Annotated in this window: 13 protein-coding genes; 7 read left to right on the top strand and 6 right to left on the bottom strand. The window is 44.0% G+C overall.

The window, feature by feature from the left end; translation table 11 throughout:
• The first annotated feature begins 106 nt into the window (after positions 1–106).
• Complete coding sequence (locus tag ACK1U4_RS10005; protein WP_419401451.1) at positions 107–997, top strand: LysR family transcriptional regulator; 891 nt, start codon at positions 107–109, stop codon at positions 995–997.
• A gap of 154 nt (positions 998–1,151) precedes the next feature.
• On the opposite strand, the gene ACK1U4_RS10000 is transcribed toward ACK1U4_RS10005, so the two are convergent.
• Both ACK1U4_RS10000 and ACK1U4_RS09995 read right to left on the bottom strand, forming a co-directional pair.
• Positions 1,152–1,676, bottom strand: a complete 525-nt coding sequence (locus ACK1U4_RS10000; RefSeq protein WP_419401452.1) for a YsnF/AvaK domain-containing protein — start codon at positions 1,674–1,676, stop codon at positions 1,152–1,154.
• A gap of 139 nt (positions 1,677–1,815) precedes the next feature.
• On the bottom strand, positions 1,816–2,610 hold the full coding sequence (locus ACK1U4_RS09995) for a DUF2382 domain-containing protein (protein ID WP_419401453.1): 795 nt from the start codon (positions 2,608–2,610) through the stop codon (positions 1,816–1,818).
• A 436-nt stretch (positions 2,611–3,046) separates the two neighbouring features.
• Here ACK1U4_RS09995 and ACK1U4_RS09990 point away from each other — a divergent pair, with 436 nt between their 5' ends.
• Both ACK1U4_RS09990 and ACK1U4_RS09985 read left to right on the top strand, forming a co-directional pair.
• On the top strand, positions 3,047–3,706 hold the full coding sequence (locus tag ACK1U4_RS09990) for a DUF1294 domain-containing protein (RefSeq protein WP_419401454.1): 660 nt from the start codon (positions 3,047–3,049) through the stop codon (positions 3,704–3,706).
• 17 nt (positions 3,707–3,723) lie between these two features.
• Positions 3,724–4,353, top strand: coding sequence for a hypothetical protein (locus tag ACK1U4_RS09985; protein ID WP_419401455.1), 630 nt, complete (start codon positions 3,724–3,726; stop codon positions 4,351–4,353).
• Between the two features lie 48 nt (positions 4,354–4,401).
• Here ACK1U4_RS09985 and ACK1U4_RS09980 read toward each other — a convergent pair whose 3' ends face one another.
• The 3 genes from ACK1U4_RS09980 to ACK1U4_RS09970 all read right to left on the bottom strand — a co-directional run bounded on the left by ACK1U4_RS09980 (position 4,402) and on the right by ACK1U4_RS09970 (position 9,185).
• Complete coding sequence (locus ACK1U4_RS09980) at positions 4,402–5,580, bottom strand: thiolase family protein (RefSeq protein ID WP_419401456.1); 1,179 nt, start codon at positions 5,578–5,580, stop codon at positions 4,402–4,404.
• 452 nt (positions 5,581–6,032) lie between these two features.
• Entirely contained in the window at positions 6,033–7,373 is a 1,341-nt protein-coding gene (locus tag ACK1U4_RS09975; protein ID WP_419401457.1) for a homoserine dehydrogenase, read from the bottom strand.
• 135 nt (positions 7,374–7,508) lie between these two features.
• On the bottom strand, positions 7,509–9,185 hold the full coding sequence (locus ACK1U4_RS09970) for an Rne/Rng family ribonuclease (RefSeq protein WP_419401458.1): 1,677 nt from the start codon (positions 9,183–9,185) through the stop codon (positions 7,509–7,511).
• 362 nt (positions 9,186–9,547) lie between these two features.
• On the opposite strand from ACK1U4_RS09970, the gene ACK1U4_RS09965 reads away from it, so the two are divergent.
• Both ACK1U4_RS09965 and ACK1U4_RS09960 read left to right on the top strand, forming a co-directional pair.
• Positions 9,548–10,420, top strand: a complete 873-nt coding sequence (locus tag ACK1U4_RS09965; protein ID WP_419401459.1) for a thioredoxin fold domain-containing protein — start codon at positions 9,548–9,550, stop codon at positions 10,418–10,420.
• A 103-nt stretch (positions 10,421–10,523) separates the two neighbouring features.
• Positions 10,524–11,441, top strand: coding sequence for a DUF808 domain-containing protein (locus ACK1U4_RS09960; protein WP_419401460.1), 918 nt, complete (start codon positions 10,524–10,526; stop codon positions 11,439–11,441).
• Positions 11,442–11,567: 126 nt separating this feature from the next.
• Here ACK1U4_RS09960 and ACK1U4_RS09955 read toward each other — a convergent pair whose 3' ends face one another.
• Positions 11,568–15,635, bottom strand: a complete 4,068-nt coding sequence (locus ACK1U4_RS09955; RefSeq protein ID WP_419401461.1) for an Rne/Rng family ribonuclease — start codon at positions 15,633–15,635, stop codon at positions 11,568–11,570.
• 834 nt (positions 15,636–16,469) lie between these two features.
• Here ACK1U4_RS09955 and ACK1U4_RS09950 point away from each other — a divergent pair.
• Both ACK1U4_RS09950 and ACK1U4_RS09945 read left to right on the top strand, forming a co-directional pair.
• On the top strand, positions 16,470–17,564 hold the full coding sequence (locus ACK1U4_RS09950) for an RluA family pseudouridine synthase (RefSeq protein WP_419401462.1): 1,095 nt from the start codon (positions 16,470–16,472) through the stop codon (positions 17,562–17,564).
• Entirely contained in the window at positions 17,564–18,220 is a 657-nt protein-coding gene (locus tag ACK1U4_RS09945; RefSeq protein ID WP_419401463.1) for an HAD-IIIA family hydrolase, read from the top strand. The genes ACK1U4_RS09950 and ACK1U4_RS09945 overlap by 1 nt, the downstream gene beginning before the upstream one ends.
• Positions 18,221–18,241 lie beyond the last annotated feature (21 nt).

The raw sequence follows: 18,241 nt of genomic DNA, 5'->3' as shown, positions 1-18,241 counted from the left end.
GTCATTGAATGATTGAATAATTAAGTAATTGATGTCACCATATTAAAGTATCTGAATTTGAACATCAATGTCAAAAATACCCTTCCTAAATTTTGAATAAATACTTATGTTAGAAATACGCCATTTACAAATGTTGACTGCCTTGCGAGAACAAGGCTCACTAGCAGGGGCTGCCGAAGAACTTCACGTCACGGCTTCTGCGGTATCGCACCAACTCAAAGAAATCGAAAACTATTATGGGGTCAGCTTTGTCAACCGCCGCTCTCGTCCGATTAGCTTCACGTTAGCAGGCGATGAAATGCTTAAATTGGCGGATAGTATTTTGCCCCAATTTCAGCAGAGCATCGGTAGTATTAGACGCTTGGCAAGTGGGCAGATAGGGCAGTTACGCCTTGCTTCTGAATGTCACAGTTGTTTTGATTGGTTGATGCCGATTCTCAATCGTTATCGCAAGCAATGGCAAGAAGTCGAGCTTGACTTTGCCACCGCCTTTGAGCCAGCACCGCATCAGATGTTGTTGGATAAAGAAATTGACATCCTTGTTACCGCAAGTGCCTTGCCAATGGATGGGCTGGTGTATTTGCCGTTGTTTGAATACGAAAGTCGTCTAGTGCTTGCCCCAAGTCATCCCCTTGCCCAAAAAAAATCCCCCATCACACCCCAAGATTTGGCGACCCAAACGCTGATTGCCTATCCTGTCGAAGCCAGTCGCCTTGATGTGATTGCCCATTTTCTTGAGCCTGCCCATGTCAGTCCTGCCAAGATACGCACCACTGAGCTTACCGCCATGTTGATTCAGCTTATCGCCAGTGAGCGAGGAGTGGGGGCATTGCCTAATTGGGTGATTAGTGAATATGAGAAAAAGGGTTGGGTGGTTTCTCGTGCGTTGGGCGAGGGGGTGTTTTGTCAGTTGTATGTCGCCTTGCGTCAAAACAGCCAATCGCTTGCCTATGTGCAAGGCTTTTTACAACTGTTAAAAGAAATGGTGAAGCCTTAAAATTTATTTAAGTCCTACGTTCAAGACACTGGATTCCTGCATTCGCAGGAATGACGACAGTTTCTAATTACTCGTCACCCCTGCGTAGGCAGGGGTCTAGCGTCTTTATTGAGAAAAGTGAATTTATAGTTTTTGTAAATCCTATTTTTCTTATTTATTTTTTCACCGCTTCCACGCCATTTTCTTCCACCACCAATTCCTCATGGCGTAAGGTCACAGGGATTTGCTGTTCATGTTGCACTGCTTCAGTGGTCAAGGCGATTTGTTCAGTGACGACAGTTTGTACATTGACATGAGCCACTTGTTGACTGATAACGACTTCAAGCGGTTTATCACCCAAGGTCACTTTTTCACCATTTAACATGATACTGGCTGGCACTGCCTCAGCGGTATTAACATGAATGCGGTCATCACCAGTCGGTAAATTATCATTACCAGTATGTTCAATCACTAGCACTTCTTGAGTTAGGGTGACAGGGATATTGACGTTTTCGGTTTTAATCTGTTTGCTAAGTTTGACCGTACCTGTGATGATTTTTTCGATATCGACTTTGGCACGTTCGGCAAGCAGTTCTAAGGTGTGATGTTCTAACGATTCACCGTTTGGGGTCAGTACGTTTGGCAAGCTGACAAGTTCGGGATTGGGTTTGGTTTCATTTGTCTTTGATGGTTGTTGCATGATGTGCCTCAAATTTATAAACGCCCCTCCCATAGGGAGGGGTTGGGGGAGGGTTTAAAAAGTTTTCATAAAAAAAGGCAGATGAAAACCATCTGCCTTTTGGGTTACTAATGGTTAACCATTAGAGCTTTATCAGTGCTTATTTACGTTTTACATCAGCACCAGTTACACGTTCAACGCCATCTTTTTGTACGTCAAGTTCTTCACGGCGTACAGTTTCGTTGAAAGTTTCAGTGCGAGTTTGAGCAACTTTATCTACGTTTACTTCTTCAGTTACATAAGTTTGTTTGCTTACGTTGGCACGTTCGGCTTCAAGTTCAACATTGATGGTAGCGTTGGCACGGTCATCACCGATTGAACGGTCAGTTGGACGGTTCACTGGGGTACGCTCGATATGAGCTTGTTCTTCCATCAATTCTACGTTTACTGTGCGGTTTTCTGATACAACGTGTTTACCAACACTTAACAAACCTGCTACAATTTTGTCTTTATTAACACTTAGACGCTCTTCAAGTAGCTCAAGGGTGTTTGGTGCGGTATATTCTTTGTCGGTTAGTTGAAGTGGGGTTGTACCACGGTTAAAGACTTCACGGTCACGCACGGTTTGTTCTTCGATGCTGTAGTTGTAATTTTCGTCATACACGTCCATACCTTCGACTGTTTCTTTGCTCAAGGTGTCAAAGTACACGCTGTCGCCGTCAATACGAGCAAGACCTGCTGGTACTAACACTTCTTTTGAGCTAAACCACCCACCCACATCTACGATAAAATAACGGATACGACCTGTGGTGTCATCAACCAATGCCCCTTTGATGCTACCAACTTTATCGCTATTTAGACCAAAGGCAGTTTTGCCAGTAGGGTCAAAGTAATCTTTACCTAAAAGGTCAGCATGAGTGTCTTGAATATCACGTAAACGCATTAAACTTGCCATGAGAATTTCTCCATTTTCATCGTTATATTCTTAATTATACATTAATTTTAAATGTAATAATTATAAAATATATTATTTTCTTTAGTTAGAGTCCAATATAAATATTGGCATTATAATTAATAATTAAATCAATATCTTGTACGAATTATGGTTTAATTATTAGCTTGTTAAGCTAATATGATTTTTTACTTAAATTTCATTGTTTGCTTAACTTGAAACCAGTTTAGGGGAATTGACCTTGATACAGTAGTGGTGTTTGATAAAGTTTTGTTTATAGGGTGTAAAGGGGCGTTATGTTAAGTAAATTTGATAACAGTGTGTGGTGAAATTACCGCAGAAGTTTTGCCTATTCTTGTCGTAACGCAAAGAATGTGAGTTATGTAAATGCTATAATAGGGTTTTGACATTGATAAAAAATAACATTAGGAAGCAATCAATGGTGCAATCGACCACCCAAACCAAACAAAATCAAAAAACCCAAGGTACGATTGTGCGTTGGCAAGATGATAAAGGCTTTGGTTTTATCCAAACTGAGCATAAAGGCGATATTTTCTTTCATATCAGTGATTATCGAGCCAAAACTCGCCCTGTCATCGGTGAATCGGTGGTTTTTGAGATAGGCGTGGGTAAAAATAACCAACCTTGTGCCAAAAACGTGCAACAGTCAGCGTTCGTACAGCAACAAGTCGCTCGCAAAAATGCTCAAGCCGTGCGTCAACAACAGTACCAAGCCAGTAACCAAGTATTGCTTACTTGGGTGGGTGTGGCGGTAGGTTTTATGGGGATATTGGCGGTGTTGGTGCTGATAAAAGTATTACCGATGGTGCTATTGGGTTGGTATGGGGCAGTGGGTTTGGCGACATTTTTGCTATATGCCCATGATAAAAATTCGGCTCAAAATGGCAGTTGGCGTGTGGCGGAAGCGACTTTGCATAAGCTGGCTTTGGCAGGCGGTTGGGTAGGGGCGGTGTTTGCTCATTATTTTTTGCGACATAAATCACAAAAGCCAGAGTTTCGGAAAAACTTCTATATTACCGTGGTGGGGAATATTATTGGATTGCTGGTTATCTATTTTATAAAATTGCGTTACAGATAATTTTAGGGTAAAAATTGATGACTTACTATACATTGATAAAGCCATATCTTGAGATATTAAATCAAATAAGAAATAATGCAGAATTGCTGACTGATTTTATTTATAAAATGGGTGAGAAAGAAGATTACAGCTATGATGTGAACGCTTCAAGCCGATATGGTTTGTTTAAGGCATTGCAATATCAACAATTACAGACAGATGAGCCAATTATTGTAACGCTATTTAAGGCTGAGATAGAACGTCATACGAATGAAAGCTATCAAGGGTTATTTCCTGCGTTAGAGATTGGGGCATATCTATTAGCAACGTATCAACGCCCCCAATATGTTGAGTTGTTTTTACAAGCAAAAGATGCAAATTTTGATACATTTTGTGGATTTGATAGTTTGTATTTGATTTCAGCAGGGTTGACAGAAACATTTGATTATATTAAAAACTTGGATAGTGACACACAAGAACGATTTTATTATTTTGTTGGTGCGAGTGTTGCAAAATCAAAATTTACGCCAGCTCAATTATCAGAATGGCGAGCGGATGAAGCCAATTATTATCAGTCAGAAATACAAACTGATGATAAAGAAAAACTGATACTGTTAGCAGAGGACTTAGAGCGTTTTGATATAATTGAACAGCTAAAAATGTATTAAAAAAAGACCCTTAAAAAATTAAGGGTCTTTTTATTTCTAATCAAGCGATTAGATTAATTCAATCGCCAACGCAACGGCTTCACCACCACCGATACATAGGCTTGCAACGCCTTTTTTACCGCCAGTACGTTTCAATGAATTAATCAAAGTTACCACGATTCTTGCACCAGACGCACCCACTGGATGACCCAACGCACACGCACCGCCTTCGATATTCACTTTGGCAGGGTCAAGGTCATTGGCTTCCATCGCAAGCATCGTTACCATCGCAAAGGCTTCATTGATTTCCCATAGGTCAACGTCATCTTTTGACCAGCCCGCCTTGTCTAGCACTTTACGTACACATTCGATTGGAGCAATGGTAAATTCGCTTGGATGTTGTGAATGGGTCGCTTGAGCAACGATACGAGCCAATGGTTGTAAGCCTTTTTCTTTGGCTTTGGCTTCGGTCATCAATACCACAGCGGCCGCACCGTCAGAGATTGAGCTTGAGTTAGCAGCTGTCACTGTACCGTCTTTGGCAAACGCAGGTTTTAGGGTTGGGATTTTGTCGATGTTGGCTTTACCAGGTTGCTCATCGGTGTCAATGACCACATCGCCTTTGCGAGTTTTGACAGTCACTGGGGTAATTTCGTCTTTGAAATGACCTTCTTTGATGGCAGTATTAGCACGGTTTAGTGATTCGATAGCAAATGCGTCCATCGCTTCACGAGTGATACCACGCTCAGTCGCCATTTCTTGAGCGAATACACCCATCAATTTGCCAGTGTCAGCATCTTTTAAGCCGTCAGTAAACATGGTGTCTTTGATTTCGCCATCGCCCATACGGTAGCCACCACGAGCTTTTGGTAGCACGTAAGGTGAGTTGGTCATAGATTCCATACCACCTGCGACCACGATGTCAAACTCACCTGCTTTGATAGCATTTGCACCTAGCATGATGGCTTTCATACCAGAACCACAAAGTTTGTTGATGTTTAATGCACCAGTCGCATCTGGGATACCTGCTTTACGCATGGCTTGGCGAGCTGGGCTTTGACCAACACCTGCGGTCAAAATGCTACCCATGATAACTTCGTCAACTTCTTCTGGGGCGATACCAGCACGGCTGACCGCTTCTTTGATAACCACCGCACCAAGTTCTGGGCTAGTGACATCATTAAAATCACCTTGGAAGCCACCCATTGGGGTACGCACGCCGTTTACGATTACGATTGAGTTTTCCATGTTCCTGTCCTTGTAGTTGGGTTGGATAAAGGGCATAAATGATTAAATAAAAATTAAGAAAAGATAGTGGCTTAAATGAGAAATAAAGCAGATTTGGTAGGGGCGTATTGTATACGCCCAAAATTTTAACGAATTATTTCTGATTTAACGCACTTGATAGCCTAAAAACCAAAAGCCATTTATACTATCATAAATCTTATAATATGTTAGTGATTAGCCCAAATTTTTTTGGGTTAACCGCAGTATAACCAGTAAATTTTGCATAAATGTGACGGCAAAATTAGTGTTCATTCATAAATATAGTTAAGCTAAAAATAGCAAGTATTCTTTAGCATTTTTAAATCTCCCCCAACCCCCTCTTTACGAAAGAGGGGGCTTGCCCTATAAATAAATCTGATGTGATGGGAAAGTCCCCCTTTTTTAAAGGGGGATTTAGGGGGATTCAAATATATTTAAGCCAATTCGTCCAATTCATCAATACGAATACGCACGACTTTGGCGGTCACTGTGTCTAAGGCTTCGATTTTGGCAATCGCTTCATTCATGTTGCGTTCGACCACAGGGTCAACCATGATAATCACTGGTAAATCTGAGGTGTTGTCATGGGCAGGTTGTTGCAAAATCGCATCAATGCTAATGCGTGATTCACTCAAAATACGAGTGACCTCTGCCAATACGCCCAAATCGTCTTTGACTTGCAAGCGTAAATAATAGCCAGAAATCATTTCATCACTTGACAGCACACGAGTGGCTTGCAGGGCTTGGGGTTGGAATGCCAAATGTGGTACAGGGTAGGCATGGTTTTGGCTGTCATTGTCCAAGGCTCGCACCATGTCGATAACATCTGCCATCACCGCAGAGGCAGTCGCCCCAGCCCCAGCTCCAGCCCCATAGTATAGGGTTTGACCGACAGGTTCGGCATCGACCAACACCGCATTTTTGACCCCATTGACATTGGCAAGTAGGGCATCTTCTGGGATTAACGTTGGATGCACACGCAGTTCAATACCTTGCTCGCCATTGTCCAACACACGGCGTTTAGCAAAGCCCAAATGCTTGATACGGTAGCCGAGATTTTCGGCATATTGCACATCTTGGGTGGTGATTTTGGTGATACCTTCACAATACACTTTATCAAACTGAAGCGGAATACCAAACGCAATGGATGCAAGTAAGGTCAATTTATGGGCGGCATCAATGCCTTCAACATCAAAGGTTGGGTCAGCTTCGGCATAGCCTAAGGCTTGGGCTTCGGCAAGGACATCGGCAAAATCACGCCCTTTATCACGCATTTCGGTCATAATAAAGTTGCCTGTACCATTGATGATACCCGCTAGCCAGTCGACTTTATTGGCGGTGAGGGCTTCACGCAAGATTTTGATAATCGGAATACCCCCTGCTACGGAGGCTTCATAGGCGACTTTTACGCCTTTTTCTTCGGCTTTGGCAAAAATTTCATTGCCATGTTCGGCAAGTAGGGCTTTATTGGCGGTGACCACGTGTTTGCCATGTTCAATCGCTGATAAAATCACCTCTTTTGCAGTGGTTTTACCACCCATCAATTCAACGACAATATCCACATCATCGGCTTGTACGATGCTCATCAAATCGGCAGATTGCTTGATATCTTGGGGAATGTCGGTACGGTCACGGCGTGTACCAACGTAGGTAATTTTGATATCTCGCCCTGTACGGCGAGTCATCTCAGTTAGGTTGTTTTGTAGCAGTTGCACCACACCAGTGCCAACTGTACCTAAGCCTAAAATTGCCAATTGAATAGGACGTTTCGACATAATCATCACTCAAATATTTATCAAATTATTACTAAAATAAACCGTCTTGCAATATACCATGCTATGTCAATCTTGATAAGTCCTATTTGCCAATAAATGCAGGATTTTTTATTGATAATTTTTTCCTTTTGCTTATCAATCCAATAAGATGTCGTATTGTTCTTGGTTATAGCGATTATCCGCCACCAATTCAATCGGTCGCCCTAGCAAATACTCCATTTCTGCCACGGTATCTGCTTCGCCCATCATTAATACTTCAATGATGATTTGATTGGCAATCACGGTGAATTTTTTGGGGGCATTGTATGCCCTTGCACACCGCATCAACTCTCGGAAAATCTCCAAACACACGGTTTCTCGACTTTTAACAAACCCTTTACCCCCACAGGTCGGACACGGCTCGCAAAGCTGTTGTTGTAGGCTTTCACGTGTGCGTTTGCGAGTCATTTCCACCAAGCCAAGATTGGACACTTCGCTGATATTGGTTTTGGCATAATCACGGCTTAATTGCTCTTGTAAGCTTGCCATCACCTTATCACGGTGTTGTTGCTCCTGCATATCAATAAAATCAAGGATGATAATACCGCCCAAATTGCGTAATCGCAGTTGGCGTGCGATGGCGTGTGTGGCTTCAAGGTTGGTTTTATACACGGTGTCCTCAAGCGAACGCCCACCGACAAATGAGCCTGTATTGACATCAATGGTGGTCATGGCTTCGGTTTGGTCGATAATCAAATAACCGCCAGATTTGAGGTTTACACGGCGATTAAGGGCATCTTTGAGGTCGTCTTCGACACGATATACATCAAATAATGGCTGTTCGTTTTCGTATAAATGAATACGTGGGAAAATTAGCGGTACAAATTCTTTGGCAAATTGGCGAATATCATTAAAAATCATGGCATTGTCGATGGTGACACGTTCGGTTTTTTCGCCAATCAAATCTCGAATCGCACGCAATGGTAATGATAAATCTTGATAAATCAGCTCAAAGCGTCTGCCATTGGCACTTTGGGATTTGCGAGCTTGTACCATTCGCCACAGTTGTAATAAATAGTAGATATCTTCTTCTAGTTTATGGCGAGGGATATTTTCGGCGGCAGTGCGAGCGATTAGCCCACCTTGTAAATTGACTTGGTGGCTCAGTTCGGTCAAATCGGTTTTGAGGCGTTCACGCTCTTCGCCATCAATGCGTTGCGAAATGCCAATATTACTGCTGTACGGCAAATACACCAAATAACGTGATGGCAACGAAATATCCGTGGTTAGCCGTGAGCCTTTTGTGCCGAGTTGGTCTTTGATGACCTGTACCAATATCCGTTGCCCTTCATACAAGCGGTTTTCAATCAGCTCATGGCTGGCTGGCATGGGAGCTGGCATGGTGGTGGTGGGTGGGTTTTGGGTGGGGGTCGATGGTTCAGACGCAGGTTGGGTGACAGAGAGCGAGGCGGTCATGGGTTCAGCCACCGCAGTTGCTAAGGCGGTGGTGTCTGGGTCAAGACTGGTGAGAGTGTCATTGACCGCCGTATTTACGCTGACATTTTTTGTAGCGGTAGTGGCGACCACAGGCGATGGTTTTGGGCGAGTGCTTTGCATATCATTGACGTGCAAAAAGGCGGTGCGAGATTGCCCAATATCGACAAAGGCGGCCTGCATACCAGGTAACACACGCACGACTGTGCCAATGTAGATATTGCCCACTGAGCCAAGTTTGTTATGGCGTTCGATAAAAATTTCGTTCAACACCCCATCTTCGAGGACGGCAACTCGACTTTCCGTGGGATTGATATTAATCAGTAATTCTTCGGTCATATTGGCTACTTTTTATAAAATTTTTTGATAATAGCTATTCTACTCGAAGTGATAAGGTTTAACAAAAATAAATGGCTGATAAATTTTTTATGATAAAAATCAATAGATGTTTATTTTTACAACCTTTTACCAAAGCCTTTGCCATGCTTTATCCTAAAGTTTTTAGCAACAAGGCGGTTTTATGCTAGACTGTGGCACATTAAAGTGCTTTCCATACCCTGTTTCTGTGACTATATATTGTGGATATGCTTTGCTAACTTACGCTACTTAAACCATTCAAGTTGTTGGGTATCGCAAGCTCTACCCAACCTACGATTTGGTTAGATACGTAAGTCCTCTATTAATTGATGGATATCATAATCATGCTAAAAAAATTAAATAAATTTTCACCAAAACCACATCCAATGTGGTTGGCAGTGGCTACATTGGCTTTGAGCAGTATCGGGGCTTGTAGCAATAACACGCCTAAATCAACATCGCAAACCGCATCTAGCCCAGCCTCTACCGTGACGGCTTCTGCCCCAGCTCCAGCCCAATCACAAGCCCCTGCCTCTGCGAGTGTTACCCCACCTGCCGAAAACAACGCCCAATTACAACAAACTTTGGCGACCAATCTTACTAAATCAGGGATTAATGCCAAAATTTTATCAGTCACACCGACCAGTATGCCAAATATGTATTGGGTCAAAGCTGAGGGATTGCCTGCGTTTTTTACTGACCCCACAGGTCAATACATTGTACAAGGGGATATTATCAAAGTCGGTGGGGCAAAAGCAGAGCATATTACCGCTGACTTGATGGCAAAAGATACCAAAACAGCGTTGGCAAGTATTGATAAAAAAGACATGATTATTTTCCCTGCCAAAGGTGCGACCAAAAAAGTCATCTATGCCTTTACCGATGTGGATTGTGGCTACTGTCGTAAATTGCATGCTGAAATTGAACAAATCAATGGTTTGGGCATCGAAGTTCGCTATTTGCCGTGGCCCCGTAGTGAGCAAACTTTCCCAATTATGGAGAGCGTGTGGTGTAGCCAAGATCGCAATACCGCCCTTACCCAAGCCAAACAGGGCATCCCAGTCAATGCCCCAAGTTGTGCCAATCCAGTCCGTAAAATCCATGAATTAGGTTTAAGCCTTGGTGTCAATGGCACGCCTGCGATTTTTAGCGAAGACGGTCATCAGTTGGGTGGGTATTTACCGCCTGCGGAAATGGCAAAAGCGTTGGGTATTTAAAATTGATAATACAAATCTAAACTTGTGTTTTTGCCAAGGATTTGTAAACTAACGCTAATCTTGCATTTTAACAAAATCACTTTTAATCAAATGGGCAACAATCATGGCTGGAGCAAGTTTACTAACCTTAATTGACGATATCAGCGTTATTTTAGATGACGTATCGGTGATGACCAAAGTCGCCGCCAAAAAAACCGCAGGGGTGTTGGGGGATGATTTAGCCCTCAATGCCAACCAAGTATCTGGGGTCAAGGCTGACCGTGAACTGCCTGTGGTATGGGCGGTGGCAAAAGGTTCATTTATCAATAAGGTGATTTTAGTACCTTTAGCACTTATTATCAGTGCGATTTCACAAACCATCGTGACAGGCTTACTGATGCTGGGTGGTTTGTATCTGTGCTTTGAGGGGGCGGAAAAAATTGTTCATAAGTTTTGGCCTCATCACGAAGCCGATGATGCGGAGCTTAATGAGCGTGTCCACGCCAATGCGGATGAAACGGTGGATTTGGTCGCTCACGAAAAAGAAAAAATTAAAGGGGCGATTCGTACCGATTTTATTTTATCCGCTGAAATTATCGTGATTTCATTGGGAACACTGGCGGTCACAGCCACGCTGTTGGACAAAGCCCTTGTATTGTCATTGATTTCATTGATTATGACCGTGGGAGTGTATGGTCTGGTCGCAGGGATTGTTAAATTGGATGACTTGGGCTACCATTTAATGGAAAAACCATCCGCTTCATCTCAGTCAATGGGTAAGGCGATTTTGGCATTTGCCCCTAAGCTGATGAAGTTTTTGTCGATTGCAGGGACATTGGCGATGTTTTTGGTGGGTGGTGGTATTATCGCTCATGGCATTGGGGCGATTCATCATGGTATTGAGCATTTGGGTGATATGACTGGTGTGTTCGATGGTTTGACCACCAATGTGTTAAATGGCTTGGTAGGATTAGTCGCTGGTTTGATTGTGGTGGCAATTGTTACAGGCATCAATAAAGCACGTGGTAAATCAGCACACTAATAATTGATTGGCATAAAAAAACCGTTCTATCGCAGAACGGTTTTTTTATGGGAAAAATCATGGTTTGGTCATGTTGTATGGCGATAAGGGCGTATGCAATACGCCCCTACGTTATGCCATTACAATTTATTCTTGCGTTGGCGTGTCGATGTTGGTTTCAACAGGATTCGCTTCTACAGGGGCTTCTGCTTTAGGCTTTTTGACAATGACCACATTATCGACCTTTTTACTAGTACGAGTTTTGGGTTTGGCAGGGGCTTTTTCAGTTGCCTTTGGCTTGCGAGTGCGAGTTTTTGGCACTTTAGGGGTAGGTAGGTTTAACACCGAACCTGCCGATGGAATCAATTGTTCTGCCACGCTTTCAATCATGTTTTTATAGCTGGCAGGTGTGGTTTTGCCTTTGTTCTGCTCATCAGTCGAGGTGTCATTGGCAGGGTCGTCTGCCTTTTCAGAGTCAGCGTTATCCGCATCCACGGATGCTGGCTGTTGTGTGACTGGCTCAACATCAAGTGTGTCAGTGGTTAAGGCGTTATCTAACTCAACCTTAGCCGTGGATACCGCTGAGGTATCATGGCTCATGGGATTGGCATCGCTTGCGACAGCGGTGACCACGTCAGTGACAGTTGGGTTTTCATGGGTGTCTACCGCTACGCTGTTTTGTGAGCTGGTCTGTGAGTCGATAGGCGTGCCAGTCACTTCAACGGTTTCAGTCACAGTCGTTTTAGCCACCATTGGCATTGGGGCGATTTGCCCACGAGGGTCATTTTTGGCTCGTTGGGTCACAGGGGCAGGGGTGGCGTTGGTTTTGCCTGCCGTGACTTGGAATGTGCCAACAGGGGCAATCATGGCATGGTAGGTGTCGATGCTTTGTTGATTTAGCTCGGCATAGCCATAGTTGCTAAAGAACTGGCTAAAGTCCGTACCAAAACCATTGCCGTCTTGTGATTTGTCAGCATTGACCTCAGTCGCTGGTGCTGTGGCGGTAGGCTGTGCTTCATTTGATGCTTGGCTTACCGACTGTGCAGAGTGGGCAGTGTGAAAGCTATCCACGGCTTTGATAAAGCTCGCTACCACGCCAAATTCTGCCAGTTCACGCTCACCTTCAGCCAACTGAGCAAGGATAAAGTCCTTGACTGAGCCAGTGATTTTGCTCACTGGGGCAATCGGTGCGATGTCAGTCACTGGGGTAGGGCTTGTGACTGACGGTGAGCTGATGGGTGAGGTGGGTTTAAATTGGGCAGAAAATGCCTTATACACTTCACGAGGGTCATTTTTGGCACGCCCTTGGCTTGGGGTGACGGCTAACAGGACTGGGGTCGCTGTCGGCGTTGGGGCGATGTCCGCTTGAACGATGGCTTCCGCTTTATCCATGTTCGGCTTTTGCATCTCTATCTTTTCTACGCTTGGCTTTTCTACGCTTGGCTTCTCTGCGTTGTCCGCTGAGTTGGCTGTTGCGGTTTTTTCTTGCATGGCTTCGGCAAAGGCTTGACGGAATTTTTCATCATCAATGGCGACCACTTCGGCAACCACGCCAATGTTAGCCACATCGGTGGCAACAGGCTGGACTTGTAGCGGTGGGGCATCGCTGAGAACGTGTTTGACAATTTCCCCTTTGCTATTATCCAAGCTCAAATGGATGGTGTCATGCTCAAGTTGGTCATCGGCAATTTTTGAGCCTTTATGCACTTGCACATGGACTTGATTTGGCTCATGGGTAGCGTTGGCATGGTCTTTGCCAGCTTTCATAGGTTTTTGAGCATCAGTGGGTTTGGCTTGCGTGGCTACGTGTTCGGTAGCAGTCGGTGCGTTTGCTCTCATTTCCCCAGTTGACACAGCCTCACCAGTTGATACGGCATTGTTAGGGGTTAGGGTGTCACGGCGTTGTTTTTCACCACGAGCTTCACGGCGACTGTTTGGCTCACGTTTTGGTAAGCTGTCAGTTTTTTGTTGTTTGTTGTCTTCGCCTGTTTTTTGGGATTTATTATCCGTGTTATCGCTGTCTAATTTTTCTTCGTAGCGATTGGGTTTTTTGTATTTGGCTTTACGGTTGTCTTTGCTGTCACGATTTTCTCGGTGGTCACGGTTGTCGCTACGTCCATCACGATTGTCACGATGATTATTGCGAGGGCGGTAGTCGCCATCTTTTTGAGCGTCCGATTTTTCTGCTTTTACCACCGCTTGGGCATTGGTTGGTTGGCTGGGTGCGGTATTGGTGGCTGGTTGTTGGCTTGGGTTAATGACAGTTGGATAGCTAATTTGACCTTGTACGCCTAGACTTTTTGCCCCTGTATTGACAATGCTTTCGATAGCGGCGGCGGCATCTTGACTGCTGACGCTATGAGCCAGTTGGGCTTGTTGGGTTGGGGCAAATAGGTTGGATAGCCATGCCACGGCTGAAGGTTGGGTTTGTACAGTGGCTTGGGCTTGAGTTACTGGATTTTGCGTTGCTTGACTTTGCGTTGCTTGGCTTGGCGTTGGTTGTGGCTGTGCTTGTAGGGCAGGCTGAACGGTTGGTTGATTCGCATTGTTTTTGGCATCAGTGGATTTATTGCCTTTTTGATTTAACGTAGCGTTATCGGCATTTGACCACGCATTGTTGCCACTGGCATTGGGACGGTGAATATGGGCAGGTTCTTGCTCATCGGTGTGCCAGTTGGTGGTGTCATAGCCACGGTCAAGGTTTTCTTGCTGTTCGCTTTCGGCAATGCGTTCGTAGCTTGAAGGGGCAAAACCGTCTGGGTTATAAGTGATATGAAAATCAGGTGATTCAAGGTGGGCATGGGGTAAGATGGTGATACGTGTGCCACTTTCTTGCTCAAGGTAGACAAGGCTTTCACGTTTTTCATTGAGTAAAAAGGCGGCGATATCAGTAGGAACATCGGCTTGGATTTCGCCTCGGCGTTCTTGCAAGGCTTTTTGCTCCACTTGACGCATAATCGACAACGCTAGTGAACGCAAATCACGAATCATACCTGTGCCATGACAGCGTGGGCAAAGAAAGCCTGTGGCTTCTTCGAGGGATGGACGCAGGCGTTGACGGCTCATTTCCATTAAACCAAAGCGAGAAATCTCAGCAAACTGGATTCTTGCACGGTCATTTTTGGTGGCATCTTTTAGGCGATTTTCGACTTGTTTTTGGTGGTCGTCAGTTGCCATATCAATAAAGTCAATGACAATCAAACCACCCATATCACGCAAACGCAATTGGCGAGCGATTTCATCGGCAGCCTCAAGGTTGGTGTTAAAGGCGGTTTCGGATACGTCCGCCCCTTTGGTGGCTTTGGATGAGTTAATGTCAATCGAAACAAGGGCTTCGGTTTGGTCAATCACAATCGAACCGCCACTTGGCAACCGCACTTCACGCTGATACGCCGTTTCGATTTGTTTTTCAATACCAAAACGGCTAAACATAGGTTCATAATCGGTGTATTTACGCAATTTTTTGGCTTGTGTTGGCATCACCGCTTCAATAAAATTAAACGCTTCGTTGTAGGCGTTTTCATTATCTACCCAAATTTCGCTAATATCATCACGCAGATAATCACGCACCGCACGAGTCACTACCCCAGCTTCTTGATGAACAAGGCGAGGTGAAGGGTAGTTTTGATTTTGTTGTTGAATGTTTTGCCAAATGCTTAACAAATGGTCAAGGTCAAGCTGTAGCTCTTCGGTGGTTTTGCCAATCCCTGCAGTACGGATAATCACGCTCATGCCTTTTGGCATGGTCAAATCCGACAACGATTGCTTTAGTTCCTCACGTACTTTGCCTGTGATTTGGCGAGAAATACCGCCCCCACGAGGGTTGTTTGGCATTAACACCAAATAACGCCCTGCCAATGAAATAAAAGTCGATAACGCTGCCCCTTTATTACCACGCTCTTCCTTCTCGACCTGCACAATCAGCTCATCGCCTTCTTTAATGAGTTGCTTGATATTATTGGTCGAACGAGGGTCGCCAGAGAGATACTCATTGGCAATTTCACGAATCGGCAAAAAGCCTTGACGCTGTGAGCCATACTCGACAAACACCGCTTCAAGCGAAGGCTCGACACGGGTCACATGACCTTTATAAATATTGGCTTTTTTCTGCTCACGGGTGCGATTTTCGAGGTCAAAATCGTAGAGATGATTGCCGTTGCACAAGGCGACACGGATTTCTTCGACATGGGTGGCGTTGATAAGAATACGTTTCATGGGTTAGCTCCTAACACACAAAACATACAAGCGACAAAAACGTATTATTTAACTTGTTTAAAATAGTTATTAAAGATTTTTTATTGATTAATTCGCCAAATCTTTATGAAGTTGCCAATCTTACCTTGACCCAACTGGGGAAAAATGGTGGATTGGTCGAAAATTTTTGCCCAAATAATTGGCGAGTCACACCAAATATAATCCAAAAAATCCGTTGTAATACAGCCAAAATACGCTGAGGCGTGACTTATCTGTTTGTTCATTTATAACAGTGACCGCAGATACAAGCGTCACCAAAGGGGGTTGGTACAGGTTTTACAAACGTCTTGCTGATAGGCTGTGATAGCCAAATTTAATTCACTATCCCAAATTTGGTAGGGGATACGTCAAACAAGTAACATTTTACCACAGATTACTAAATTAAAGTTTGGTTATGTGGTTGTAAGGCACACGCCAATGTGATGATGAATTTAGCAATTTTACCCCATGATTCAACGATTAACTGACAAGCAATGACTGGTTACATTACTATTTGACAACAATGGTCTTTTACTACTGTCTTACTGCTGGTATGCGTTGTGCTGATGTGGGTGAATCAGTCTTTTTTAAAATTTTACTAGCGTCAAATGGCTGTCAATCCATCCTAATGCCACGTTTACCGTGGTGAATTTAGCATATAGCGAATGAAATCAGAAATCATACGTTGGCATTTTGGACGTATACGATACGCCCCTACAAAATATGTCTTAATTCTAATTTAACTGACTATACATGGCGACAGCGACACTAAACTGCTAAACTATAGCAAATTTTTCAGCAAACGGCTATCAAAATATGACAGACCAACCACAAAAACCCAATCGTCCACTGTATAATCCCAACAAGTCTTTTAATAAGTCGCCCTCAGCAAGCAAATCCACTCGCCCAAAATCCGACAAAAAATCCGACAAGCCTATCAGCAAACAACCGCAATCCGCTGATGAGGATATTTTAGACTTTTCTAAAGTCAATTACCTTACCGTCACACGCCAACAGCATGACCAACGTATTGATAATTTTCTACTCGCTCGACTCAAAGGCTTGCCACGCTCACACGTCTACAACATGATTCGCAGTGATGAAATCCGTGTCAACGGCAAACGCTGTAAACCACATGACAAGCTCGAACGCAACGACATCGTGCGAATTGCCCCTATCAAACTTGCCACTCGTGAACGACCTGTCATCAGCCAAGAATTTGCCCAAGGCTTGCTAGAGCGAATCGTGTATGAAGATGAGGGTTTAATCGTCCTCAACAAACCTGCTGGTATGGCGGTACATGGCGGTAGTGGTGAGGCGTTTGGCGTGATTGAGGCGATGCGAGAGGCAACTGGCAAAAAATACCTTGAGTTGGTGCATCGCATTGATAAAGATACCTCTGGCTTGTTGATGATTGCCAAAAAACGCTCGACTCTCAAAGCGTTACAAGAACATTTGCGTGAAAAAACCTTGCAAAAAACCTACCTTGCATTGGTCGATGGTTGGATAACCAAAGCCTCGCAAACCATTGATAAGCCTTTGCTAAAGTACAATTTAGCCAGTGGTGAACGCCGTGTCAAAGTGTCAGATACCGAAGATGCCAAACCAAGCCAAACTCAAGTCAAGGTATTGCAAAAGTTTGAAATCACTGATAGCGAGGGTAAAAGCAAAAAGGTGAGCTTGATTGAAGCCAAGCCATTGACAGGACGTACGCATCAAATTCGTGTGCATTTGGCGAGTGTTGGACATCCGCTGTTGGGTGATGATAAGTATAATAAAGGGGTGAAAAGTGATGAGAAGTTTGGGGTTAGACGCTTGGCATTGCACGCTTATCAGCTTGAAATTCCTGAATATGACGTGATTAAAGTTGAATTGCCAGATGATATGCAAACATTAATTAAGGTTGAATGATGAAAAATTTTAAAAACAAATCATTAATCATTTTTGACTGGGACGGCACGCTGATGGACTCAATCGGCTTAATTGTCGATGCCATGCGACACTCAGCCGAGCAGAATGGCTTAACCGTCACTGACGAAGCCACCAAATCCATCATTGGCATTGCACTGGTCGAAGCATTTCCTATTTTATTTCCTAATAATAGCGACAAATACGAGACGTTATTAGCCAGTTATTCTGATTATTACGTCCAGCATTGCGACAATGACAAACTATTTGACGGTATCAAAGCATTGATTGAGGACTTGCACGCACAGGGCAAAACCTTAGCCGTTGCCACAGGCAAAAAACGTCAAGGGCTGGCTAGGGTATTGCCAAATTCTGGTATTCAAGCCTTTTTTAGCGTCACCAAAACCGCAGACGAAACCGCAGGCAAGCCCAATCCACTGATGCTTGAGCAGATTTTAGCCGAAACAGGTAAATCCCTTGATGATGCCGTGATGATAGGGGATAGCATTCACGATATCCGTATGGCAAATGCGATAGGAATGGACAGTATTGCGGTGAGTTATGGCTGTGAAAAAGCCGATATTTTGGCAAAAGAAAATCCCAATGTTGTGGTGGGGTCGGTTGAGGAATTACGAATTTTATTATTGGTAGATGAGTGATTATTTGTAGCGCCGAGTAAA

It is taken from the genome of Moraxella sp. TY6 (assembly GCF_048551375.1).
GTDB lineage: Bacteria > Pseudomonadota > Gammaproteobacteria > Pseudomonadales > Moraxellaceae > Faucicola.
The sequence above is the reverse complement of the archived record's forward strand: the minus strand, read 5'-3'. Positions and strand labels throughout refer to the sequence as shown.

What these genes read in the sequence shown, in the direction of transcription:
- ACK1U4_RS09960 (WP_419401460.1), top strand. Translation starts at nt 10,524, where the DNA reads ATGGCTGGAGCAAGTTTACTAACCTTAATTGACGATATCAGCGTTATT.
- ACK1U4_RS09975 (WP_419401457.1), bottom strand. Translation starts at nt 7,373, where the DNA reads ATGTCGAAACGTCCTATTCAATTGGCAATTTTAGGCTTAGGTACAGTT.
- ACK1U4_RS09985 (WP_419401455.1), top strand. Translation starts at nt 3,724, where the DNA reads ATGACTTACTATACATTGATAAAGCCATATCTTGAGATATTAAATCAA.
- ACK1U4_RS09945 (WP_419401463.1), top strand. Translation starts at nt 17,564, where the DNA reads ATGAAAAATTTTAAAAACAAATCATTAATCATTTTTGACTGGGACGGC.
- ACK1U4_RS09950 (WP_419401462.1), top strand. Translation starts at nt 16,470, where the DNA reads ATGACAGACCAACCACAAAAACCCAATCGTCCACTGTATAATCCCAAC.
- ACK1U4_RS10005 (WP_419401451.1), top strand. Translation starts at nt 107, where the DNA reads ATGTTAGAAATACGCCATTTACAAATGTTGACTGCCTTGCGAGAACAA.
- ACK1U4_RS09965 (WP_419401459.1), top strand. Translation starts at nt 9,548, where the DNA reads ATGCTAAAAAAATTAAATAAATTTTCACCAAAACCACATCCAATGTGG.
- ACK1U4_RS10000 (WP_419401452.1), bottom strand. Translation starts at nt 1,676, where the DNA reads ATGCAACAACCATCAAAGACAAATGAAACCAAACCCAATCCCGAACTT.
- ACK1U4_RS09995 (WP_419401453.1), bottom strand. Translation starts at nt 2,610, where the DNA reads ATGGCAAGTTTAATGCGTTTACGTGATATTCAAGACACTCATGCTGAC.
- ACK1U4_RS09980 (WP_419401456.1), bottom strand. Translation starts at nt 5,580, where the DNA reads ATGGAAAACTCAATCGTAATCGTAAACGGCGTGCGTACCCCAATGGGT.
- ACK1U4_RS09955 (WP_419401461.1), bottom strand. Translation starts at nt 15,635, where the DNA reads ATGAAACGTATTCTTATCAACGCCACCCATGTCGAAGAAATCCGTGTC.
- ACK1U4_RS09970 (WP_419401458.1), bottom strand. Translation starts at nt 9,185, where the DNA reads ATGACCGAAGAATTACTGATTAATATCAATCCCACGGAAAGTCGAGTT.
- ACK1U4_RS09990 (WP_419401454.1), top strand. Translation starts at nt 3,047, where the DNA reads ATGGTGCAATCGACCACCCAAACCAAACAAAATCAAAAAACCCAAGGT.